The organism is Pseudomonas sp. S2_E01 (genome assembly GCF_054668365.1).
This window is the reverse complement of the sequence record NZ_CP162762.1, coordinates 6250980-6274651: the sequence shown is the minus strand read 5'-3', so window position 1 is coordinate 6274651 and position 23672 is coordinate 6250980. Positions and strand designations below refer to the sequence as shown.

Below are 23672 nucleotides of genomic sequence, written 5' to 3'. Positions count from 1 at the left end.
GGGGCTGAATCAGCCTTGTTTTTTGGTTACAGTTTCGACGATGTGCGACGGAGCTGTATCGTATTTTTTGAATTCCATAGAGTAGCTTGCGCGACCCTGGGACATGGAACGAACGTCGGTCGCATAACCGAACATCTCACCCAGCGGAACTTCGGCGCGGATAACTTTGCCGGAGACCGTGTCTTCCATACCCTGAATCATGCCACGGCGACGGTTAAGGTCGCCCATCACATCACCCATATAGTCTTCAGGCGTAACAACCTCTACCGCCATGATCGGCTCGAGCAACTCACCACCGCCCTTCTGGGCCAGTTGCTTGGTCGCCATGGAAGCAGCCACCTTGAACGCCATCTCGTTGGAGTCGACGTCGTGGTAGGAACCATCGAACACAGTAGCCTTCAGGCCGATCAGCGGATAACCGGCAACTACGCCGTTTTTCATCTGCTCTTCGATACCTTTCTGGATAGCCGGGATGTATTCCTTAGGAACCACACCACCCACTACTTCGTTCACGAATTGCAGACCTTCCTGACCTTCGTCAGCAGGGGCAAAACGAATCCAGCAGTGACCAAACTGGCCACGACCACCGGATTGACGAACGAACTTGCCTTCGATTTCGCAGTTCTTCGTGATGCGCTCACGATACGAAACTTGAGGCTTACCGATGTTGGCTTCAACGTTGAACTCACGGCGCATCCGGTCAACCAGGATGTCCAGGTGCAACTCACCCATACCAGAGATGATCGTCTGACCAGTCTCTTCATCAGTCTTGACGCGGAAAGACGGGTCTTCCTGAGCGAGCTTGCCCAGAGCGATACCCATTTTTTCCTGGTCATCCTTGGTCTTAGGCTCAACGGCAACCGAAATAACCGGCTCCGGGAAGTCCATGCGAACCAGGATGATTGGCTTGTCAGCGCTGCACAAAGTCTCACCAGTGGTGACGTCCTTCATGCCGATCAAGGCCGCGATGTCACCAGCGCGTACTTCCTTGATTTCTTCACGGGCGTTTGCGTGCATTTGCACCATACGGCCCACGCGCTCTTTCTTGCCTTTGACCGAGTTGATCACGCCGTCACCGGAGTTCAACACGCCCGAATAAACACGGACGAAGGTCAGAGTACCCACGAACGGGTCGGTAGCGATCTTGAACGCCAGTGCTGCGAACGGCTCTTCGTCGTTTGCATGACGCTCCATTTCCTCTTCCTCGTTATCAGGGTTGGAACCCTTGATAGCAGGAATGTCGGTTGGAGCAGGCAGGAAGTCGATAACGGCGTCGAGAACCAGGGGAACACCCTTGTTCTTGAAGGAAGAACCGCAAACAGCCAGAACGATTTCGCCGGCGATAGTACGCTGACGCAAAGCAGCCTTGATCTCTTCGATCGACAGCTCTTCGCCTTCCAGGTACTTGTTCATCAGCTCTTCGTTGGCTTCGGCAGCAGCTTCAACCATGTTGTTGCGCCACTCTTCAGCCAGCTCTTGCAGCTCGGCAGGGATGTCCTTGCGAACAGGGACCATACCCTTGTCGGAGTCGTTCCAGTAGACAGCTTGCATGTTGATCAGATCGATCTGACCCTGGAAGTTGTCTTCGGAACCGATAGCCAACTGAATCGGCACCGGAGTGTGACCCAGACGCTGCTTGATCTGACCAATCACGCGCAGGAAGTTAGCGCCGGCACGGTCCATCTTGTTTACGTAAACAAGACGTGGAACACCGTATTTGTTGGCTTGGCGCCATACGGTTTCGGACTGCGGCTCAACGCCCGAAGTACCGCAGAACACAACGACAGCGCCGTCGAGTACGCGCAGGGAGCGCTCTACTTCAATGGTGAAGTCTACGTGGCCCGGGGTATCGATAACGTTGAAGCGATGCTCGTGCGAGTACTGCTTCTCGGAACCTTTCCAGAAGGCGGTGATGGCAGCAGAAGTAATGGTAATACCACGCTCCTGCTCCTGCACCATCCAGTCTGTGGTCGCGGCGCCATCATGCACCTCGCCCATTTTGTGACTTTTGCCGGTGTAAAAAAGGACGCGCTCGGTGGTGGTGGTTTTACCAGCATCCACGTGAGCGACGATACCGATGTTACGGTAGCGGCTAATCGGAGTAGTACGAGCCATAAAGCCCTCGCAAAATTAGTGAAGCTTAAATTAGAAGCGGTAGTGCGAGAAAGCCTTGTTGGCTTCGGCCATACGGTGCACGTCTTCACGCTTCTTAACTGCAGCACCTTTGCCTTCAGCAGCATCCAGCAGTTCGCCAGCCAAACGCAGAGCCATGGACTTCTCGCCGCGCTTGCGGGCGAAGTCTACCAACCAGCGCATTGCCAGAGCGTTACGACGGGAAGGACGAACCTCGACCGGAACCTGGTAAGTAGCACCACCAACGCGGCGCGACTTCACTTCGACCAGCGGAGCGATGGCGTCGAGTGCTTTTTCGAAGAGTTCCAGGGGATCGGTGCCAGCCTTACGAGCCGCAACGGTTTCCAGGGCACCATAAACGATACGCTCGGCAACGGCTTTCTTGCCGCTTTCCATAACGTGGTTCATGAATTTGGCGAGGATTTGGCTTCCGTATTTCGGATCGTCCAGAATCTCACGCTTTGCTGCTACGCGACGTCTTGGCATTGATAAGCCCTCAAACGGTCTTCAGGTTAGTTCGGAACAGATCTCGAGAGATACGTGCCCGACCTTACTCTTATCGACTCAATAAATTAGAAAACTGCAAAGCGGCCAATTACTTCGGACGCTTGGTACCGTACTTCGAACGACCCTGGTTACGACCTTTGACACCGGAAGTATCCAACGAACCGCGAACGGTGTGATAACGAACACCTGGCAAGTCTTTTACACGACCGCCGCGGATCAGTACCACGCTGTGCTCTTGCAGGTTGTGACCTTCACCACCGATGTACGAGGAAACCTCGAAACCGTTGGTCAGGCGCACACGGCATACTTTACGCAGTGCCGAGTTAGGTTTTTTCGGCGTGGTGGTGTACACACGGGTGCACACGCCACGACGTTGCGGGCAGTTCTGCAGCGCAGGCACGTCGGATTTCTCGACGATACGCTTACGCGGCTGACGTACCAGCTGGTTGATAGTTGCCATCTACTAGCTCCACTGTTGTCTTGCGACGCTATTGTCTTGCAAGAAAAGCAAAATGGCAGGAACGAGTTCCCGCCAAATTTAGGGGTACAAGAGTCTAAAGAGGATCTTGGCCCCAGTCAAGGCAAGGCCCCGACCTCCCCGCTCATCCAACCTCGACAATTTGTCTCGATTCGATGAACGGAATGGCCAGGGCCTTACGCTCGTTTATCGCAGAACTCAGTTACCGCTCGAGTTCAGCGCTTCGGTCAGCGCAGCTTCTACTTCACTGGCGCTTACGCGCAACGGCTTGTCGGCTTCACGGCGACGCTTACGCTCGCTGTGATAGGCCAGGCCGGTACCCGCCGGGATCAGACGACCCACGACCACGTTTTCTTTCAGGCCGCGCAGGTAATCGCGCTTGCCGGTTACCGCCGCTTCGGTCAGTACACGGGTGGTTTCCTGGAAGGAAGCCGCCGAGATGAACGATTCGGTGGACAACGACGCCTTGGTGATACCCAGCAGTACGCGAGTGAACTTGGAGACAAACTTGTCTTCCGCAGCCAGACGCTCGTTCTCTACCAGTACGTGAGTCAGTTCCATCTGGTCGCCCTTGATGAAACTGGAATCGCCGGATTCAGCGATTTCAACTTTACGCAGCATCTGACGCAGGATGGTCTCGATGTGCTTGTCGTTGATCTTCACGCCTTGCAGGCGATAAACGTCCTGGATCTCGTTCACGATGTACTTGGCCAGCGCACTCACACCCAGCAGACGCAGGATGTCGTGTGGATCGCTCGGGCCGTCGGAGATAACTTCGCCACGGTTTACCTGTTCGCCTTCGAAGACGTTCAGGTGACGCCACTTCGGAATCAGCTCTTCGTACGGATCGCTACCGTCGTTCGGAGTAATGACCAGACGGCGCTTGCCCTTGGTTTCTTTACCGAACGCGATGGTGCCGCTGACTTCAGCCAGAATCGACGCTTCTTTCGGACGACGGGCTTCGAACAAGTCGGCAACACGCGGCAGACCACCGGTGATGTCACGAGTCTTCGAGGTCTCTTGCGGGATACGAGCGATAACATCACCGATCGCGATCTTCGCACCATCCGCTACACCGACCAGGGCGTTGGCTGGCAGGAAGTACTGAGCGATAACGTCAGTGCCTGGCAGCAACAGATCCTTGCCGTTGTCGTCGACCATCTTCACGGCTGGACGAATGTCCTTGCCGGCAGCTGGACGATCTTTGGCGTCGAGTACTTCAATGTTGGTCATACCGGTCAATTCGTCAGTCTGACGCTTGATCGTGATGCCTTCTTCCATGCCCACGTAGGTCACGGTACCTTTCATTTCGGTAACGATTGGGTGAGTGTGCGGATCCCACTTGGCAACGATTGCGCCAGCGTCGACCTTGTCACCTTCTTTAACCGAAATCACAGCACCGTACGGCAGCTTGTAACGCTCGCGCTCACGACCGAAGTCATCAGCGATAGCCAGCTCACCGGAACGGGAGACAGCAACCAGGTGACCATCCACTCGCTCAACGTGCTTCAGGTTGTGCAGACGGACGGTACCGCCGTTCTTAACCTGAACGCTGTCGGCTGCGGAGGTCCGGCTTGCCGCACCACCGATGTGGAACGTCCGCATCGTCAGCTGGGTACCCGGCTCACCGATGGACTGTGCAGCGATAACGCCGACCGATTCACCGATGTTCACCTGGTGACCACGAGCCAGATCACGGCCGTAGCACTTGGCGCAAATGCCATAGCGGGTTTCGCAGCTGATCGGCGAACGCACGATCACTTCGTCGATGCTGTTCAGCTCGATGAACTCGACCCACTTCTCGTCTACCAGGGTGCCAGCAGGAACGATGACGTCCTCGGTACCCGGCTTGAATACGTCACGGGCGATGACACGACCCAATACGCGCTCACCCAACGGCTCGACAACGTCACCGCCTTCAATGTGCGGCGTCATCAGCAAGCCTTGCTCGGTCCCGCAATCGATCTCGGTCACGACCAGATCCTGCGCCACGTCTACCAGACGACGAGTCAGGTAACCGGAGTTCGCAGTTTTCAACGCGGTATCCGCCAGACCTTTACGAGCACCGTGAGTGGAAATGAAGTACTGGAGTACGCTCAAACCTTCACGGAAGTTCGCAGTAATCGGCGTTTCGATGATGGAACCGTCCGGCTTGGCCATCAGGCCACGCATACCGGCGAGCTGACGGATCTGCGCAGCAGAACCCCGTGCGCCCGAGTCGGCCATCATGTACATCGAGTTGAAGGATTCCTGGTCGACTTCGTCGCCATGACGGTCGATGACTTTCTCTTTCGAGAGGTTGGCCATCATCGCCTTGGAAACTTCGTCGTTCGCCTTGGACCAGAGGTCGATCACCTTGTTGTACTTCTCGCCCTGGGTTACCAGGCCGGAGGCGTACTGGCTTTCGATCTCTTTCACTTCGTCGGTAGCGGTACCGATGATTCGAGCTTTTTCATCCGGGATAACGAAGTCGTTAACACCGATGGAAACGCCGGAGATGGTCGAATAGGCAAAACCGGTGTACATCAACTGGTCAGCGAAGATCACGGTCTCTTTCAGACCGACCACGCGGTAGCACTGGTTGATCAGCTTGGAGATCGCCTTTTTCTTCATCGGCAGGTTGACGACGTCGAAGGACAGACCTTTTGGCACAACCTGGAACAGCAGCGCACGGCCGACAGTGGTGTCGACGATACGGGTACCGGTCACGCTACCACCGTCACGATCGTTGACGGTTTCGTTGATCCGCACTTTGACTTTCGCGTGCAGTGCGGCTTCGCCGGCACGGAACACACGGTCAACTTCCTGCAGATCCGCGAACACACGACCTTCGCCCTTGGCGTTGATCGCTTCACGAGTCATGTAGTACAGACCCAGTACAACGTCCTGCGACGGAACGATGATTGGCTCACCGTTGGCTGGCGACAGAATGTTGTTGGTCGACATCATCAACGCACGCGCTTCCAGCTGGGCTTCCAGCGTCAGCGGTACGTGCACGGCCATTTGGTCGCCGTCGAAGTCGGCGTTGTACGCAGCACAAACCAACGGGTGCAGCTGAATAGCCTTACCTTCGATCAGTACTGGTTCAAACGCCTGGATACCCAGACGGTGAAGGGTCGGTGCACGGTTGAGGAGTACCGGGTGTTCGCGAATGACTTCAGCGAGAACGTCCCATACTTCCGGCAGCTCGCGCTCGACCATCTTTTTGGCGGCCTTGATGGTGGTCGCCAGACCACGCATTTCCAGCTTGCCGAAAATGAACGGCTTGAACAGCTCGAGAGCCATTTTCTTCGGCAGACCGCACTGGTGCAGACGCAGGGTCGGACCTACGGTAATTACCGAACGACCGGAGTAGTCAACACGCTTACCGAGCAAGTTCTGACGGAAACGACCTTGCTTACCCTTGATCATGTCAGCCAGGGATTTCAGAGGACGCTTGTTCGAACCGGTAATGGCGCGTCCACGACGGCCGTTGTCGAGCAGTGCATCGACAGCTTCCTGCAACATACGCTTTTCGTTGCGCACGATGATGTCCGGAGCGGACAGATCGAGCAGGCGCTTCAAGCGGTTGTTACGGTTGATCACTCGACGATACAAATCGTTGAGGTCGGAAGTCGCGAAGCGACCGCCATCCAGCGGGACCAGTGGACGCAGATCTGGCGGCAGAACCGGCAGAACGGTCAGCACCATCCATTCTGGCAAGTTGCCGGAACCCTGGAAGGCTTCCATCAACTTCAGACGCTTGGACAGCTTCTTGATTTTGGTCTCGGAGTTGGTTTGCGGAATTTCTTCGCGCAGACGACCAATCTCGTGCTCCAGGTCGATAGCGTGCAGCAGTTCGCGGACAGCTTCGGCACCCATGCGGGCATCGAAATCGTCACCGAATTCTTCCAGCGCTTCGAAGTACTGCTCGTCGTTGAGCAACTGACCTTTTTCAAGGGTGGTCATCCCTGGATCGATAACGACATAGCTCTCGAAGTAGAGAACGCGCTCGATATCACGCAGGGTCATGTCCATCAGCAAGCCGATACGCGACGGCAGCGATTTCAGGAACCAGATGTGAGCAACCGGCGAAGCCAGTTCGATGTGCGCCATGCGCTCACGACGAACTTTGGCCAGTGCGACTTCAACGCCGCACTTTTCGCAGATCACACCACGGTGCTTCAAGCGCTTGTACTTACCGCACAGGCACTCGTAATCCTTCACCGGGCCAAAGATCTTGGCGCAGAACAGGCCGTCACGCTCAGGTTTGAACGTACGGTAGTTGATGGTTTCCGGCTTTTTAACTTCACCGAACGACCACGAACGGATCATCTCAGGCGATGCCAACCCGATACGGATGGCGTCGAACTCTTCGACTTGACCCTGGTTTTTCAGCAAATTCAGTAGGTCTTTCAAGGCCTTTCCTCCTGGCGGAGCAGAGAGCGGGCAATCCTGCCCCGCTCTCGATTCGCGTCACGTGTTATTCGGTTTCCAGATCGATATCGATGCCGAGGGAACGAATTTCCTTGATCAACACGTTGAAGGACTCGGGCATGCCCGGCTCCATACGGTGATCGCCGTCCACGATGTTTTTGTACATCTTGGTCCGACCGTTCACATCGTCCGACTTCACTGTGAGCATTTCTTGCAGAGTGTATGCAGCACCGTATGCTTCCAGTGCCCAGACCTCCATCTCCCCGAAACGCTGACCACCGAACTGCGCCTTACCACCCAGCGGCTGCTGGGTAACCAGGCTGTACGAACCGGTAGAACGAGCGTGCATCTTGTCGTCTACCAAGTGGTTCAGCTTCAGCATGTACATGTAGCCAACGGTAACCGGGCGCTCGAACTTGTTGCCGGTACGGCCGTCAGTCAGTTGCATCTGGCCGCTTTCCGGCAGGTCTGCCAGTTTCAGCATGGCCTTGATTTCAACTTCCTTGGCACCGTCGAATACCGGAGTGGCCATTGGAACGCCGCCACGCAGATTGTTCGCAAGATCCAGGATTTCCTGGTCGGAGAAGTCATCGAGGCTCTCCTGACGACCACCGATCTCGTTGTAGATCTCGTGCAGGAACTTACGCAGCTCGGCAACCTTACGCTGCTCTTCAACCATGCGGTTGATCTTCTCGCCCAGACCTTTGGCCGCGAGGCCCAGGTGGGTTTCGAGGATCTGACCAACGTTCATACGCGAAGGTACGCCCAGTGGGTTGAGTACGACGTCGACCGGCGTGCCATTGGCATCGTGCGGCATGTCTTCAACCGGCATGATCACGGAGACCACACCCTTGTTACCGTGACGACCGGCCATCTTGTCGCCCGGCTGGATGCGACGACGGATTGCCAGGTAGACCTTGACGATTTTCAGCACGCCTGGAGCCAGGTCATCGCCCTGCTGCAGTTTGCGCTTCTTGTCTTCGAACTTGTCGTCCAGCAGACGGCGGCGATCGACGATGTAAGCCTGAGCCTTCTCGAGCTGCTCGTTCAGAGCATCTTCAGCCATGCGCAGCTTGAACCACTGACCATGCTCAAGACCGTCGAGCACTTCATCGGTGATGTCCTGGCCTTTCTTCAGACCAGCGCCGCCTTCGGCTTTGTGGCCAACCAGAGCGGAGCGCAGACGTTCGAAGGTAGCGCCTTCAACGATACGGAACTCTTCGTTCAGATCCTTGCGGATCTCGTCGAGCTGGCTCTTCTCGATGGACAGGGCACGACTGTCGCGCTCAACGCCATCACGGGTGAAGACCTGAACGTCGATGACAGTACCTTTGGTACCGGTTGGTACGCGCAGGGAAGTGTCCTTAACGTCGCTAGCCTTCTCACCGAAGATCGCGCGCAGCAGTTTTTCTTCTGGCGTCAGTTGGGTCTCGCCTTTCGGAGTGACCTTGCCGACCAGAATGTCGCCCGGGCCAACTTCGGCGCCGACGTAAACGATACCGGCTTCGTCCAGCTTGTTCAGCGCAGCTTCACCCACGTTCGGGATGTCCGCAGTGATTTCCTCTGGGCCAAGCTTGGTGTCACGAGCCACGCAGGTCAGTTCCTGAATGTGGATCGTGGTGAAGCGATCTTCCTGAACCACACGCTCGGACAGGCAGATGGAGTCTTCGAAGTTGAAGCCGTTCCATGCCATGAACGCGATACGCATGTTCTGACCCAAAGCCAGTTCACCCATATCGGTGGACGGACCGTCAGCCATGATGTCGCTACGCTGAACCCGATCACCCTTACGCACCAGCGGACGCTGGTTGATGCAGGTGTTCTGGTTGGAGCGGGTGTATTTGGTCAGGTTGTAGATGTCGACACCGGCTTCGCCAGTTTCAACTTCATCATCTGCAACACGAACCACGATACGGCTGGCGTCGACGGAATCGATAACGCCGCCACGACGAGCCACGACGCAAACGCCGGAGTCACGAGCTACGTTACGCTCCATGCCGGTACCGACCAGCGGCTTGTCAGCGCGCAGCGTTGGTACAGCTTGACGCTGCATGTTCGAACCCATCAACGCACGGTTGGCGTCGTCGTGCTCGAGGAACGGGATCAGCGACGCTGCGACCGAAACTACCTGCTTCGGCGACACGTCCATCAAGGTGACGTCTTCCGGCGCCTTGACGGTGAACTCGTTCAGGTGACGAACAGCTACCAGCTCGTCGATCAGGACTTTCTTGTCGCTCATCGTGGCGGAAGCCTGGGCGATCACGTGATCAGCTTCTTCGATGGCGGACAGGAATACGATCTCGTCAGTGACCAGAGCGTCTTTCACCACACGGTACGGGCTCTCGAGGAAACCGTACTGGTTGGTGCGCGCATACGCAGCCAGGGAGTTGATCAGACCGATGTTCGGACCTTCCGGCGTTTCAATCGGGCATACACGACCGTAGTGAGTCGGGTGTACGTCACGAACTTCGAAGCCTGCACGTTCACGAGTCAAACCACCTGGGCCGAGTGCGGAAACACGACGCTTGTGGGTGATCTCGGACAGCGGGTTGTTCTGGTCCATGAACTGGGACAGCTGGCTCGAACCGAAGAACTCTTTCACCGCCGCAGCCACTGGCTTGGCGTTGATGAGGTCTTGCGGCATCAGGCCTTCGCTTTCAGCCATCGACAGACGCTCTTTGACCGCGCGCTCAACACGCACCAAGCCAACGCGGAACTGGTTTTCGGCCATCTCGCCTACACAGCGAACACGACGGTTACCCAGGTGGTCGATGTCATCGACGATGCCTTTGCCGTTACGGATGTCGACCAGCGTCTTCAGTACCGCAACGATGTCTTCCTTGGACAACACGCCCGAACCTTCGATTTCGGTACGACCGATACGACGGTTGAACTTCATCCGGCCGACCGCAGACAGGTCATAGCGCTCAGGGCTGAAGAACAGGTTGTTGAACAGGGTCTCGGCAGCATCCTTGGTTGGCGGCTCGCCTGGACGCATCATGCGATAGATTTCGACCAGCGCCTCCAATTGGTTGCTGGTGGAATCGATCTTCAGGGTGTCGGAGACGAACGGACCACAGTCGATATCGTTGGTGTACAACGTCTCGATGCGAACGACCTGAGCCTTGGCAATTTTTGCCAGCACTTCTGTCGTCAGCTCGGTGTTGCATTCAGCCAGGATTTCACCGGTAGCCGGGTGCACGATGACCTTGGCGGTGGTGCGACCCAGGACGTAGTCCAGAGGCACTTCCAGCTCTTTGATCCCGGCTTTTTCCAGCTGGTTGATGTGGCGAGCAGTGATACGGCGACCTTGCTCGACAATAACCTTGCCTTTGTCATCCTGGATGTCCAGGACCGCAATTTCACCGCGCAGACGCTGAGGCACCAGTTCCAGGCTCAGGTTTTCGCCTTTCACATGGAATACGTTGGTGGTGTAGAACGCGTCCAGCACTTCTTCAGTGGTGTAACCGAGCGCGCGCAGCAATACCGATGCTGGCAGCTTGCGGCGACGGTCGATACGCACGAACACGCAGTCTTTCGGGTCGAACTCGAAGTCCAACCACGAACCGCGGTAAGGGATGATCCGCGCCGAGTACAGCAGCTTGCCGGAGCTGTGCGTCTTGCCACGATCGTGGTCGAAGAACACGCCAGGGGAGCGGTGCAGCTGGGAAACGATTACACGCTCAGTACCGTTGATTACGAAGGTACCGTTTTCAGTCATCAGGGGAATTTCACCCATGTAGACTTCTTGCTCTTTGATGTCCTTGATCGCTTTGTTCGACGATTCTTTGTCGAAAATGATCAGGCGCACTTTTACCCGCAAAGGTACGGCGTAAGTCACACCGCGCAATACGCATTCTTTGACATCAAATGCCGGTTCGCCCAGGCGATAACCGACGTACTCCAAGGCAGCATTGCCGGAGTAGCTGATGATCGGGAAAACGGATTTGAAGGCCGCATGCAGGCCCACGTCGCGGAACTGATCTTTAGTCGCTCCCGCTTGCAAGAATTCACGATACGAATCCAGCTGGATGGCCAGGAGGTAAGGCACATCCATGACGTCCGGCAACTTGCTAAAGTCCTTGCGGATACGTTTTTTCTCAGTATATGAGTAAGCCATCAGCGTTCCCCAGCTTGGTCACCTGCTTGTTTGGCCCCTCCCGACGGGAGCAGCCAGAAAATCGTGCAAACCCCATGGTTTGCGCCACCATATCGGGTGGTTACAGCTCGTTATCAGCACCGACCCAGTCGGCTGCCAATAACGGAAAAAGGCCGGTGGCAAGAGCCACCAGCCATCAGCCTGTCGCTTAACGCTCGGGCTGGAGGAGCAAAGTCGATGCTTACTTCAGCTCGACTTTAGCGCCTGCTTCTTCCAGCTTCTTCTTAGCGTCTTCAGCAGCTTCTTTCGAAACGCCTTCAGCTACAACCTGAGGAGCGCCGTCGACTTTCTCTTTGGCTTCTTTCAGGCCCAGACCAGTCAGTTCACGAACTGCCTTGATCACGTTTACTTTCTTCTCGCCGGCTTCAAGCAGAACAACGTTGAATTCGGTTTGCTCTTCAACAACAGCGGCAGCAGCAGCTGGACCAGCAGCAGCAACAGCAGCGGTCACGCCGAAGGTTTCTTCCATTGCTTTGATCAGCTCAACAACTTCCAGAACGGTTTTCTGGCCGATTGCTTCGATGATTTGTTCGTTAGTCAGAGACATGACTTGAATCCTGTATTGGGGTGACAGCTTACGCAGCCATCAAATTAAACATATGATTTGGAAAGATTCGACTGAGCCTTAGGCTGCAGCAGCTTCTTTCTGGTCGCGAACGGCTGCCAGAGTACGAGCCAGCTTGCTGGTAGCGCCTTGAATCACGCTCATCAGTTTCGCAATAGCTTCGTCGCGGGTCGGCAGGGTAGCCAACACGTCGATCTGGTTAGCGGCAAGAAACTTGCCATCAAACGCAGCTGCCTTGATCTCGAACTTGTCCTGACCCTTGGCGAACTCTTTGAAAATCCGGGCAGCAGCGCCTGGATGTTCCTTGGAGAATGCAATCAGGGTAGGGCCGGTGAACACGTCGTTGAGGACACTGAATTCAGTGTCAGCAACAGCGCGCTTGAGCAGGGTGTTACGTACAACACGTACGTAAACGCCAGCTTCACGAGCCTCTTTACGGAGTCCGGTCATTGCGCCTACTGTTACGCCACGGGCATCAGCCACGACAGCGGACAGAGCGACTTTGGCAGCCTCGTTGACTTCAGCGACGATGGCCTTCTTGTCTTCGAGTTTAATTGCCACGGGTTTAACTCCTGCTTGTTACCGTTTCATCCAGTCGGAACCGGATGTCGTTTTGGTGTCTGATTCGGTAAGGAACCGGGAGCACCATCTGCGTAGGCTTGTGGTTTAAGACTTGCGTCGCCTACGGTCTTGGATAGCCCCCGCCAGGCAGGGACCCCAATTTTTCAATTGGCGCAATCACTTGCGCCAATTTATGTCTTACGCGTCGAGCGAGCTTTGGTCGATGACCAGACCTGGGCCCATAGTGGTGCTCAGGGTAACGCGCTTGACGTAAATGCCTTTCGAAGAAGCTGGCTTGATACGCTTCAGATCAGCGATCAGGGCTTCAACGTTTTCCTTCAGCTTGACGGCATCGAAGCCGATCTTGCCAACGGAAGTGTGGATGATGCCGTTTTTGTCGGTGCGATAACGAACCTGACCAGCCTTCGCGTTCTTGACTGCGGTAGCTACGTCTGGAGTAACGGTGCCGACTTTAGGGTTAGGCATCAGGCCACGTGGACCGAGGATCTGACCCAACTGACCTACAACGCGCATGGCATCCGGGGATGCGATAACTACGTCATAGTTCAGGTCGCCGCCTTTCATTTCGGCAGCCAGTTCGTCCATACCTACACGGTCAGCGCCGGCAGCCAGAGCGGCCTCGGCAGCTGGACCCTGGGTGAACACAGCAACGCGTACGGTCTTGCCAGTGCCGTGTGGCAGCACGGTAGCGCTACGAACGACCTGGTCGGATTTACGCGGGTCAACGCCCAGGTTTACAGCAACGTCGAACGACTCGCTGAACTTGACAGTCGACAGCTCAGACAGCAGAGCAGCAGCGTCTACAAAGTTGTAGGCCTTGCCTGCTTCGATTTTGCCGGCGATAGCCTTTTGACGCTTGGTCAGCTTAGCCATTACACACCCTCCACGTTAAGGCCCATGCTACGAGCAGAACCGGCGATGGTACGCACAGCCGCATCCATATCAGCTGCAGTCAGATCCGCGTTTTTGGTTTTCGCGATTTCTTCCAGCTGAGCACGAGTCACAGTGCCAACCTTAACGGTGTTCGGACGAGCGGAACCGCTGGTCAGACCGGCCGCCTTCTTCAGCAGAACCGAAGCAGGGGTGGATTTGGTTTCGAAAGTGAAGCTACGGTCGCTGTAGACAGTGATGATCACTGGAGTCGGCAGACCTGGCTCAAGACCCTGAGTACGGGCATTGAAAGCCTTGCAGAATTCCATGATGTTCACGCCGTGCTGACCCAGTGCAGGGCCAACAGGTGGACTTGGGTTAGCCTGAGCGGCCTTCACTTGCAGCTTGATGTAAGCGGTAATCTTCTTGGCCATGAGGCACTCCAATTACGGGTTCGAACGCCTCGAAAGGCTCCCCGGTTACTTGCGCGTTTATCCCAGTGACGACAAAACCCCACAGCCTGGGGCTGCGGGGTTGGGATGCTTGTACAGCTAGACCTTTTCGACCTGGCTGAACTCCAACTCTACCGGAGTAGAGCGACCGAAAATGAGCACCGCCACTTGGATCCGGCTCTTTTCGTAGTTAACTTCTTCAACGGTGCCGGTAAAGTCGGCAAACGGACCATCATTGACACGCACCGACTCGCCCGGCTCGAACAACGTCTTCGGCTTAGGCTTGTCGCTACCATCAGCAACGCGACGCAGAATCGCTTCCGCTTCTTTATCTGTGATAGGTGCAGGCTTGTCGGCGGTACCGCCAATGAAGCCCATCACACGAGGAGTATCCTTGACCAAGTGCCAAGTACCCTCGTTCATATCCATCTGAACCAGCACATAACCTGGGAAGAACTTACGCTCGCTTTTGCGTTTCTGGCCATTACGCATTTCAACCACTTCTTCAGTGGGAACCAGAATTTCGCCGAAGCCATCTTCCATGCCAGCCAGCTTTACGCGCTCAATCAGCGAGCGCATGACATGCTTCTCGTAACCGGAGTAAGCATGCACAACATACCAACGCTTAGCCACGGGACACCCTTAGCCGACAATCAAGGAGACAAGCCAACCGAGCAGGGAATCAAGACCCCACAACAGCAGCGCCATAACCAGCACCACAGCCACAACGATCAGCGTGGTCTGCGTGGTCTCTTGGCGCGTTGGCCATACGACTTTACGAATCTCGGTGCGAGCTTCCTTAACCAGTACAAAGAAAGACTTGCCCTTGACGGTCTGCAGGCCTACAAAGGCAGCTACAGCAGCAATGACGAGCAACGCTAGTACGCGGTACAGGATCGGCGAAGCAGAGTAATACTGATTACCAACAACGCCAACAACCACCAAAGCGACTACTACTAGCCACTTGAGCAGATCGAAGCGAGAGCCTTGAGCTTCAGCTTTAGGAGTCATCTATGAAGATCCTGTGAAAAGAAAGCCAGATGCACCGAGTGAATCTGGCAGGTCAGGAGGGAATCGAACCCCCAACCTACGGTTTTGGAGACCGTCGCTCTGCCAATTGAGCTACTGACCTAAAACAAAATCAGGCCGACCATTATGCCGGCCTGAAAAAGACATTACAACAACTTACTCGACAACCCAGCCCTCAACACCGGCGGGATGACTACCCTCCTGAGCAAAAACCCTCCCAGGAAAGGAGCAGAACAAACCAAGCAAGCCATTAAAACAAAGGCAGATATTTTCATATCTGCCTTGTTATATGGAGCTCTTGAGCGGATTTGAACCGCTGACCTCACCCTTACCAAGGGTGTGCTCTACCAACTGAGCTACAAGAGCGTAACACCTTGCAAAACCTGCAAGTTTGGAGCGGGTAGCGGGAATCGAACCCGCATCATCAGCTTGGAAGGCTGAGGTTCTACCACTAAACTATACCCGCGGAGCTTGCAGCTCTCGCTAAAAATGGTGGAGGGGGAAGGATTCGAACCTTCGAAGTCGTAGACGTCAGATTTACAGTCTGATCCCTTTGGCCGCTCGGGAACCCCTCCTAAGCGAGCCGGCATTTTACATCATGCCAGCCTTCTGTCAAGCATTTTTCTCATTAAAAACCTGAGCTTAGCTGCGTTGACCTCACTTCACACCGTAGCCCTTTAAAGGTCTTCACTGCGAAGCGGGCGCCATTCTATGCAAACTACTCGGCGGACGCAACCCCCTCGCAGGGCATTATTTTATGTTTTAAGTCATTGAATTCTCTAGAAAGGTTTTGGAGCTGCACATCGTCAAGCCAGCGTCGGCTTTCAGGGGCCACCTGCACCCAGAAACCCGCGAGTTCCGGGTTGCTCCTCGAGAGAGGCTGATATTTGATCTCCATACCTTTTAAGCGCGCTTCCACCGCCTGGAGCGACTCCTGTCGCGCGAAACCACCCAGGTAAAGACATTCATTGTCCGACTGCACAGGCTTTCCCTTGGCCCGAGACGCATCAGTCGCCTCGCTCAGCAAGCGAATATCCTGCTGATTTCCTTTGTAGAGACTCAAAGGGGTAACGTCCTTCGCGCGCAGGGGAGCCTCTTGTTGATGCCATATGTAATAGAACACATTGAGAACGAGCAGCAGCAGGAACAACCAACGCATAAGAACCTCAGGACAAAGGACATGCCATAGCCAAACCCACGAATACCAGATCAGGAACCACCCTGGCTTCAGGCACGACCCCGGACACCAACTCCGCGTCCCCTCCTGTCAGGAACAACGAAAAATCTGCCCCCCAATAGGTACGCGCAAGTTCCAGTTGAGTCAGAACGAACCCCCGCAACATCAGGGAGCAACCACGCTCTACCGCCTCGACAGTCGTCCGCCCCGGCACAAGGCTCTCCAGGGCGCGCTCGGCAGCCAAGTCTCCATAGCGAATTTTACGAGTATGGGTGCGCAGTTGATTTCGCATAAGCGGCATTCCAGGGCAAATGAAGCCCCCAAGATGCTGACCATCAGCGGCAATAAAATCCGCCGTGACGGCGGTCCCGAAATCCAGCACCAGGCATGCACCGGCAGCCAAATGATATCCGCCAAGCATCGCCAGCCAGCGATCCAGACCGAGGCGCTCGAATTCCTCGTAGCCGTTGCGGACCCCCGACATTTCGCGCGCAGGGGCCGCACATGCCACTGAAACGCCAAAGGCGCCGGTCAACAGGGCGACCAGCGCAGCAGTCTCTTCATCCGTCCTCACACTGACCAACCGGCAGAATTTGAGATCCAGCCCGGCGAGCGCTCCCAGACTTTCTAGAAGCGCGAGATTCGAATCGACGACACCTTCACCTATCGTGCGGCACTTGTCAGCAGCAAGCACCCGCCACTTGATGAAACTGTTTCCGCAGTCGAGCTCAAGAATCATCGCGCAACCTCAAACTGAGCTCACCACCACTAAAGACTTTTTCCACACCTTCCACCTTCAAGCGCAGCGCACCCTGACTATCAATACCAAGCACTTCGCCATCGACCTGGTTGACTCCAGCGATCAACGACACCGCCCGTCCCTGCCACAGATGACTCTGTTCCCACTCCACTTGGATCGCAGCAAATCCGCCATTACGATGACGATCCAAGTAAAGCCGTAGCATTTGCCCTAATTTCGCGACCAGGTGATTGCGATCGACTGCGACTCCCGACTCAAGCCGCATGGATGTCCATTGCTGATCAACCTCATCGGTCACCTGCATGTTCACATTGATTCCCACACCGAGAACGACGTGACAGACATCAGCGGGATCGCCGACCAATTCAAGCAGGATCCCGGCGATTTTCTTGCGTCCGACCAGAACATCGTTAGGCCACTTCAAACCAGCACCCGACACACCCAGGCCTCGCAAGGTTTGCATGACTGCAAGCCCGACAACAAGACTCAACCCTTCCAGCTGTCGCATGCCGCCGTCAATACGCAACACCAGGCTGTAGTAGATGTTCTCCGCGAACGGGCTCGCCCATCGGCGCCCTCGACGCCCGCGCCCTGAGGTCTGCCGTTCGGCGAGCACCAGAAATGGTGCGGCCACGCCCCGCTCTACCGCGCGCAGCGCTTCGGCATTGGTAGAGTCAATTGAGTCAAATACCAGGATGGGCCAATTACAAGCAGGCGAGTGCTCCGTGATCGCGTCCGAATCCAGCAAGGTCAACGGCGCAGCCAGTTGATAGCCACGACCTCGCACCTTATGGATAGACAGACCCAGTTCAGCCTCTAAAAGCTGAAGCTGTTTCCATACGGCACTGCGACTGACACCCAACGCAGCACCCAGCGCCTGCCCCGAATGAAATCGACCATCCTTAAGAAGCTCTAACAACGTCAGCATGCAGGTCTCGCCTCACAATGAGGCACGCATGATAGCCACGCCTTGATCCCTTGCATAGAAAGCGTGTCAGGCAGATTTGCGAGCGACAAAAACAAAACCCCAACTGCTTTCGCAATTGGGGTTTCGGAATTTAATCTTGACGATGACCTACTCTCACATGGGGAAACCCCACACTACCATCGGCGATGCATCGTTTCACTGCTGAGTTCGGGATGGGATCAGGTGGTTCCAATGCTCTATGGTCGTCAAGAAATTCTTGAGCTGACGTGTCTTTCGACATTCCAGCGAATCGGGTATGTGATGGCTTTCGGTGCTTTGTGAGCTGCAAACTTTCGGTTCGTTTCGTCTTCACAACACCGCAATCTGGCCTTTCGACTCAAATTGCTTGGGTGTTATATGGTCAAGCCTCACGGGCAATTAGTATTGGTTAGCTCAACGCCTCACAGCGCTTACACACCCAACCTATCAACGTCGTAGTCTTCGACGGCCCTTCAGGGAACTCAAGGTTCCAGTGAGATCTCATCTTGAGGCAAGTTTCCCGCTTAGATGCTTTCAGCGGTTATCTTTCCCGAACATAGCTACCCGGCAATGCCACTGGCGTGACAACCGGAACACCAGAGGTTCGTCCACTCCGGTCCTCTCGTACTAGGAGCAGCCCCTCTCAAATCTCAAACGTCCACGGCAGATAGGGACCGAACTGTCTCACGACGTTCTAAACCCAGCTCGCGTACCACTTTAAATGGCGAACAGCCATACCCTTGGGACCGGCTTCAGCCCCAGGATGTGATGAGCCGACATCGAGGTGCCAAACACCGCCGTCGATATGAACTCTTGGGCGGTATCAGCCTGTTATCCCCGGAGTACCTTTTATCCGTTGAGCGATGGCCCTTCCATACAGAACCACCGGATCACTAAGACCTACTTTCGTACCTGCTCGACGTGTCTGTCTCGCAGTCAAGCGCGCTTTTGCCTTTATACTCTACGACCGATTTCCGACCGGTCTGAGCGCACCTTCGTACTCCTCCGTTACTCTTTAGGAGGAGACCGCCCCAGTCAAACTACCCACCATACACTGTCCTCGATCCGGATAACGGACCTGAGTTAGAACCTCAAAGTTGCCAGGGTGGTATTTCAAGGATGGCTCCACGCGAACTGGCGTCCACGCTTCAAAGCCTCCCACCTATCCTACACAAGCAAATTCAAAGTCCAGTGCAAAGCTATAGTAAAGGTTCACGGGGTCTTTCCGTCTAGCCGCGGATACACTGCATCTTCACAGCGATTTCAATTTCACTGAGTCTCGGGTGGAGACAGCGCCGCCATCGTTACGCCATTCGTGCAGGTCGGAACTTACCCGACAAGGAATTTCGCTACCTTAGGACCGTTATAGTTACGGCCGCCGTTTACCGGGGCTTCGATCAAGAGCTTCGCGTTAGCTAACCCCATCAATTAACCTTCCGGCACCGGGCAGGCGTCACACCCTATACGTCCACTTTCGTGTTTGCAGAGTGCTGTGTTTTTAATAAACAGTCGCAGCGGCCTGGTATCTTCGACCGGCATGGGCTTACGGAGCAAGTCCTTCACCCTCACCGGCGCACCTTCTCCCGAAGTTACGGTGCCATTTTGCCTAGTTCCTTCACCCGAGTTCTCTCAAGCGCCTTGGTATTCTCTACCCAACCACCTGTGTCGGTTTGGGGTACGGTTCCTGGTTACCTGAAGCTTAGAAGCTTTTCTTGGAAGCATGGCATCAACCACTTCGTGTTCTAAAAGAACACTCGTCATCAGCTCTCGGCCTTAGAATCCCGGATTTACCTAAGATTCCAGCCTACCACCTTAAACTTGGACAACCAACGCCAAGCTGGCCTAGCCTTCTCCGTCCCTCCATCGCAATAACCAGAAGTACAGGAATATTAACCTGTTTTCCATCGACTACGCTTTTCAGCCTCGCCTTAGGGACCGACTAACCCTGCGTCGATTAACGTTGCGCAGGAAACCTTGGTCTTTCGGCGTGGGTGTTTTTCACACCCATTGTCGTTACTCATGTCAGCATTCGCACTTCTGATACCTCCAGCAAGCTTCTCAACTCACCTTCACAGGCTTACAGAACGCTCCTCTACCGCATCATCCGAAGATGATACCCGTAGCTTCGGTGTATGGTTTGAGCCCCGTTACATCTTCCGCGCAGGCCGACTCGACTAGTGAGCTATTACGCTTTCTTTAAAGGGTGGCTGCTTCTAAGCCAACCTCCTAGCTGTCTAAGCCTTCCCACATCGTTTCCCACTTAACCATAACTTTGGGACCTTAGCTGACGGTCTGGGTTGTTTCCCTTTTCACGACGGACGTTAGCACCCGCCGTGTGTCTCCCATGCTCGGCACTTGTAGGTATTCGGAGTTTGCATCGGTTTGGTAAGTCGGGATGACCCCCTAGCCGAAACAGTGCTCTACCCCCTACAGTGATACATGAGGCGCTACCTAAATAGCTTTCGAGGAGAACCAGCTATCTCCGAGCTTGATTAGCCTTTCACTCCGATCCACAGGTCATCCGCTAACTTTTCAACGGTAGTCGGTTCGGTCCTCCAGTCAGTGTTACCTAACCTTCAACCTGCCCATGGATAGATCGCCCGGTTTCGGGTCTATACCCAGCGACTAAACGCCCTATTAAGACTCGCTTTCGCTACGCCTCCCCTATTCGGTTAAGCTCGCCACTGAATATAAGTCGCTGACCCATTATACAAAAGGTACGCAGTCACAGAACAAAGTCTGCTCCCACTGCTTGTACGCATACGGTTTCAGGATCTATTTCACTCCCCTCTCCGGGGTTCTTTTCGCCTTTCCCTCACGGTACTAGTTCACTATCGGTCAGTCAGTAGTATTTAGCCTTGGAGGATGGTCCCCCCATATTCAGACAAAGTTTCTCGTGCTCCGTCCTACTCGATTTCATGACTAAGAGACTTTCGCGTACAGGGCTATCACCCACTATGGCCGCACTTTCCAGAGCGTTCCGCTAATCTCAAAGCCACTTAAGGGCTAGTCCCCGTTCGCTCGCCACTACTAAGGGAATCTCGGTTGATTTCTTTTCCTCAGGGTACTTAGATGTTTCAGTTCCCCTGGTTCGCCTCTTAAGCCTATGTATTCAGCTTAAGATAACCATCTTATGATGGCTGGGTTCCCCCATTCAGACATCTCCGGATCAAAGTCTGTTTGCCGACTCCCCGAAGCTTTTCGCAGGCTACCACGTCTTTCATCGCCTCTGACTGCCAAGGCATCCACCGTATGCGCTTCTTCACTTGACCATATAACCCCAAGCAATCTGGTTATACTGTGAAGACGACATTCGCCGAAAATTCGCAAAACTCTTAAGAGTCACTCACAAATTTTACCTTAGCCTGATCCGTTACCAGTGAAAGTAACGTTCAGTCTATCTTTCTATCACATACCCAAATTTTTAAAGAACGAACTAGTCAAAGACTAGAAATCAACATTCATCATCAGTTCGATGGAATGCTCATTTCTAAGCTTTTACAAACAGAAGCAGTAGTGGTGGAGCCAAACGGGATCGAACCGTTGACCTCCTGCGTGCAAGGCAGGCGCTCTCCCAGCTGAGCTATGGCCCCGTATTTCTACAGGCGTTTCCCACACAAAATTGGTGGGTCTGGGCAGATTCGAACTGCCGACCTCACCCTTATCAGGGGTGCGCTCTAACCAACTGAGCTACAGACCCAATTTCGGGCTGCTTCTTTCGTCTTCTTCAATGAATCAAGCAATTCGTGTGGGAGCTCATGGAGCAACTGAGTCGTCGATTAAGGAGGTGATCCAGCCGCAGGTTCCCCTACGGCTACCTTGTTACGACTTCACCCCAGTCATGAATCACACCGTGGTAACCGTCCTCCCGAAGGTTAGACTAGCTACTTCTGGTGCAACCCACTCCCATGGTGTGACGGGCGGTGTGTACAAGGCCCGGGAACGTATTCACCGCGACATTCTGATTCGCGATTACTAGCGATTCCGACTTCACGCAGTCGAGTTGCAGACTGCGATCCGGACTACGATCGGTTTTGTGGGATTAGCTCCACCTCGCGGCTTGGCAACCCTCTGTACCGACCATTGTAGCACGTGTGTAGCCCAGGCCGTAAGGGCCATGATGACTTGACGTCATCCCCACCTTCCTCCGGTTTGTCACCGGCAGTCTCCTTAGAGTGCCCACCATAACGTGCTGGTAACTAAGGACAAGGGTTGCGCTCGTTACGGGACTTAACCCAACATCTCACGACACGAGCTGACGACAGCCATGCAGCACCTGTCTCAATGCTCCCGAAGGCACCAATCCATCTCTGGAAAGTTCATTGGATGTCAAGGCCTGGTAAGGTTCTTCGCGTTGCTTCGAATTAAACCACATGCTCCACCGCTTGTGCGGGCCCCCGTCAATTCATTTGAGTTTTAACCTTGCGGCCGTACTCCCCAGGCGGTCAACTTAATGCGTTAGCTGCGCCACTAAAGACTCAAGGTCCCCAACGGCTAGTTGACATCGTTTACGGCGTGGACTACCAGGGTATCTAATCCTGTTTGCTCCCCACGCTTTCGCACCTCAGTGTCAGTATCAGTCCAGGTGGTCGCCTTCGCCACTGGTGTTCCTTCCTATATCTACGCATTTCACCGCTACACAGGAAATTCCACCACCCTCTACCATACTCTAGCTTGTCAGTTTTGAATGCAGTTCCCAGGTTGAGCCCGGGGCTTTCACATCCAACTTAACAAACCACCTACGCGCGCTTTACGCCCAGTAATTCCGATTAACGCTTGCACCCTCTGTATTACCGCGGCTGCTGGCACAGAGTTAGCCGGTGCTTATTCTGTCGGTAACGTCAAAATTGCAGAGTATTAATCTACAACCCTTCCTCCCAACTTAAAGTGCTTTACAATCCGAAGACCTTCTTCACACACGCGGCATGGCTGGATCAGGCTTTCGCCCATTGTCCAATATTCCCCACTGCTGCCTCCCGTAGGAGTCTGGACCGTGTCTCAGTTCCAGTGTGACTGATCATCCTCTCAGACCAGTTACGGATCGTCGCCTTGGTGAGCCATTACCTCACCAACTAGCTAATCCGACCTAGGCTCATCTGATAGCGCAAGGCCCGAAGGTCCCCTGCTTTCTCCCGTAGGACGTATGCGGTATTAGCGTCCGTTTCCGGACGTTATCCCCCACTACCAGGCAGATTCCTAGGCATTACTCACCCGTCCGCCGCTCTCAAGAGAAGCAAGCTTCTCTCTACCGCTCGACTTGCATGTGTTAGGCCTGCCGCCAGCGTTCAATCTGAGCCATGATCAAACTCTTCAGTTCAAACATCTTTGGGTTTTGAGAAAACCCTAAACTTGGCTCAGCAATCGTTGGTTACATCTTTGATTTCTCGCGGAGTAACTTGTGATGCTGATAATCTGTTGACTAGCAGTCTGACTCCACAAGCACCCACACGAATTGCTTGATTCAGTTGTTAAAGAGCGGTTGGTTAAGAGCTTTCGTCTCAACCGAGACGCGCATTCTACAGCGCCTGCTGTATCTGTCAAGCGGTTATTTTAAGAAGTTTTCAAAGTTTCCTCTGCAACTTCAACCACTTGCGCTTC

General features: G+C 54.6%; 14 protein-coding genes, 6 tRNA genes and 3 rRNA genes. All 23 read right to left on the bottom strand.

The genetic code is table 11. The annotated features are described in order from the left end of the window. Nucleotides 1–9 precede the first annotated feature (9 nt). Nucleotides 10–2115: an elongation factor G gene (fusA, locus tag AB4O36_RS28950; RefSeq protein WP_460120415.1), complete on the bottom strand. Its 2106-nt coding sequence runs from the start codon at nt 2113–2115 to the stop codon at nt 10–12. A 30-nt stretch (nt 2116–2145) separates the two neighbouring features. Further along, nucleotides 2146–2619 carry a 30S ribosomal protein S7 gene (gene rpsG / locus AB4O36_RS28945; RefSeq protein WP_016772941.1) on the bottom strand — a complete coding sequence of 158 codons (474 nt, stop codon included), beginning with the start codon at nt 2617–2619 and terminating at the stop codon, nt 2146–2148. A 109-nt stretch (nt 2620–2728) separates the two neighbouring features. Next, nucleotides 2729–3100 carry a 30S ribosomal protein S12 gene (gene rpsL / locus AB4O36_RS28940; protein ID WP_003186084.1) on the bottom strand — a complete coding sequence of 124 codons (372 nt, stop codon included), beginning with the start codon at nt 3098–3100 and terminating at the stop codon, nt 2729–2731. A gap of 216 nt (nt 3101–3316) precedes the next feature. After that, a complete protein-coding gene (gene rpoC / locus AB4O36_RS28935) occupies nt 3317–7516 on the bottom strand; it encodes a DNA-directed RNA polymerase subunit beta' (RefSeq protein WP_460120413.1) in 4200 nt (1399 codons plus the stop codon). A gap of 64 nt (nt 7517–7580) precedes the next feature. Beyond that, on the bottom strand, nt 7581–11654 hold the full coding sequence (rpoB, locus tag AB4O36_RS28930) for a DNA-directed RNA polymerase subunit beta (RefSeq protein ID WP_460120411.1): 4074 nt from the start codon (nt 11652–11654) through the stop codon (nt 7581–7583). 220 nt (nt 11655–11874) lie between these two features. Next, entirely contained in the window at nt 11875–12240 is a 366-nt protein-coding gene (gene rplL, locus AB4O36_RS28925) for a 50S ribosomal protein L7/L12 (protein WP_033703494.1), read from the bottom strand. 78 nt (nt 12241–12318) lie between these two features. Then, a complete protein-coding gene (gene rplJ, locus AB4O36_RS28920) occupies nt 12319–12819 on the bottom strand; it encodes a 50S ribosomal protein L10 (RefSeq protein ID WP_018925653.1) in 501 nt (166 codons plus the stop codon). A gap of 198 nt (nt 12820–13017) precedes the next feature. Further along, a complete protein-coding gene (gene rplA / locus AB4O36_RS28915; RefSeq protein ID WP_460120408.1) occupies nt 13018–13713 on the bottom strand; it encodes a 50S ribosomal protein L1 in 696 nt (231 codons plus the stop codon). Next, nucleotides 13713–14144 (bottom strand): 50S ribosomal protein L11, encoded by a 432-nt coding sequence (gene rplK, locus AB4O36_RS28910; protein ID WP_003176435.1) that lies wholly within the window; start codon nt 14142–14144, stop codon nt 13713–13715. The genes rplA and rplK overlap by 1 nt, the downstream gene beginning before the upstream one ends. 117 nt (nt 14145–14261) lie before the next feature. Continuing rightward, entirely contained in the window at nt 14262–14795 is a 534-nt protein-coding gene (nusG, locus tag AB4O36_RS28905; RefSeq protein ID WP_007933727.1) for a transcription termination/antitermination protein NusG, read from the bottom strand. 9 nt (nt 14796–14804) lie between these two features. Beyond that, nucleotides 14805–15173, bottom strand: coding sequence for a preprotein translocase subunit SecE (gene secE, locus AB4O36_RS28900; protein WP_007896620.1), 369 nt, complete (start codon nt 15171–15173; stop codon nt 14805–14807). A gap of 45 nt (nt 15174–15218) precedes the next feature. After that, nucleotides 15219–15294 (bottom strand) — tRNA-Trp (locus tag AB4O36_RS28895). Between the two features lie 187 nt (nt 15295–15481). Further along, nucleotides 15482–15557, bottom strand: a tRNA-Thr gene (locus AB4O36_RS28890). A gap of 26 nt (nt 15558–15583) precedes the next feature. Continuing rightward, nucleotides 15584–15657, bottom strand: a tRNA-Gly gene (locus tag AB4O36_RS28885). Between the two features lie 24 nt (nt 15658–15681). Then, nucleotides 15682–15766 (bottom strand) — tRNA-Tyr (locus tag AB4O36_RS28880). A 143-nt stretch (nt 15767–15909) separates the two neighbouring features. Next, nucleotides 15910–16350 carry a hypothetical protein gene (locus tag AB4O36_RS28875; RefSeq protein ID WP_460120405.1) on the bottom strand — a complete coding sequence of 147 codons (441 nt, stop codon included), beginning with the start codon at nt 16348–16350 and terminating at the stop codon, nt 15910–15912. Nucleotides 16351–16357: 7 nt separating this feature from the next. Beyond that, the gene (locus AB4O36_RS28870; RefSeq protein ID WP_460140818.1) at nt 16358–17107 is read right to left on the bottom strand and encodes a pantothenate kinase; all 750 of its coding nucleotides are present in this window, start codon (nt 17105–17107) and stop codon (nt 16358–16360) included. Continuing rightward, a complete protein-coding gene (birA, locus tag AB4O36_RS28865; RefSeq protein ID WP_460140817.1) occupies nt 17097–18056 on the bottom strand; it encodes a bifunctional biotin--[acetyl-CoA-carboxylase] ligase/biotin operon repressor BirA in 960 nt (319 codons plus the stop codon). Before birA ends, AB4O36_RS28870 begins: the two co-directional genes overlap by 11 nt. 134 nt (nt 18057–18190) lie before the next feature. Beyond that, nucleotides 18191–18306 (bottom strand): 5S ribosomal RNA (gene rrf / locus AB4O36_RS28860). Between the two features lie 146 nt (nt 18307–18452). Continuing rightward, nucleotides 18453–21346 (bottom strand): 23S ribosomal RNA (locus AB4O36_RS28855). A 245-nt stretch (nt 21347–21591) separates the two neighbouring features. Next, nucleotides 21592–21667: transfer RNA gene (locus AB4O36_RS28850), tRNA-Ala, on the bottom strand. Between the two features lie 30 nt (nt 21668–21697). Then, nucleotides 21698–21774 (bottom strand) — tRNA-Ile (locus tag AB4O36_RS28845). 80 nt (nt 21775–21854) lie between these two features. Further along, nucleotides 21855–23391 (bottom strand): 16S ribosomal RNA (locus AB4O36_RS28840). The 16S, 23S and 5S rRNA genes sit together here with 2 tRNA genes alongside, the layout of an rRNA operon. Nucleotides 23392–23672: the final 281 nt, after the last annotated feature.

Bases quoted from the DNA above. Each gene is read 5' to 3' on its own strand.
- fusA (WP_460120415.1), bottom strand. From the start codon at position 2,115: ATGGCTCGTACTACTCCGATTAGCCGCTACCGTAACATCGGTATCGTC.
- rpsG (WP_016772941.1), bottom strand. From the start codon at position 2,619: ATGCCAAGACGTCGCGTAGCAGCAAAGCGTGAGATTCTGGACGATCCG.
- rpsL (WP_003186084.1), bottom strand. From the start codon at position 3,100: ATGGCAACTATCAACCAGCTGGTACGTCAGCCGCGTAAGCGTATCGTC.
- rpoB (WP_460120411.1), bottom strand. From the start codon at position 11,654: ATGGCTTACTCATATACTGAGAAAAAACGTATCCGCAAGGACTTTAGC.
- rplL (WP_033703494.1), bottom strand. From the start codon at position 12,240: ATGTCTCTGACTAACGAACAAATCATCGAAGCAATCGGCCAGAAAACC.
- rplA (WP_460120408.1), bottom strand. From the start codon at position 13,713: ATGGCTAAGCTGACCAAGCGTCAAAAGGCTATCGCCGGCAAAATCGAA.
- rplK (WP_003176435.1), bottom strand. From the start codon at position 14,144: ATGGCCAAGAAGATTACCGCTTACATCAAGCTGCAAGTGAAGGCCGCT.
- secE (WP_007896620.1), bottom strand. From the start codon at position 15,173: ATGACTCCTAAAGCTGAAGCTCAAGGCTCTCGCTTCGATCTGCTCAAG.
- AB4O36_RS28875 (WP_460120405.1), bottom strand. From the start codon at position 16,350: ATGCGTTGGTTGTTCCTGCTGCTGCTCGTTCTCAATGTGTTCTATTAC.
- AB4O36_RS28870 (WP_460140818.1), bottom strand. From the start codon at position 17,107: ATGATTCTTGAGCTCGACTGCGGAAACAGTTTCATCAAGTGGCGGGTG.
- birA (WP_460140817.1), bottom strand. From the start codon at position 18,056: ATGCTGACGTTGTTAGAGCTTCTTAAGGATGGTCGATTTCATTCGGGG.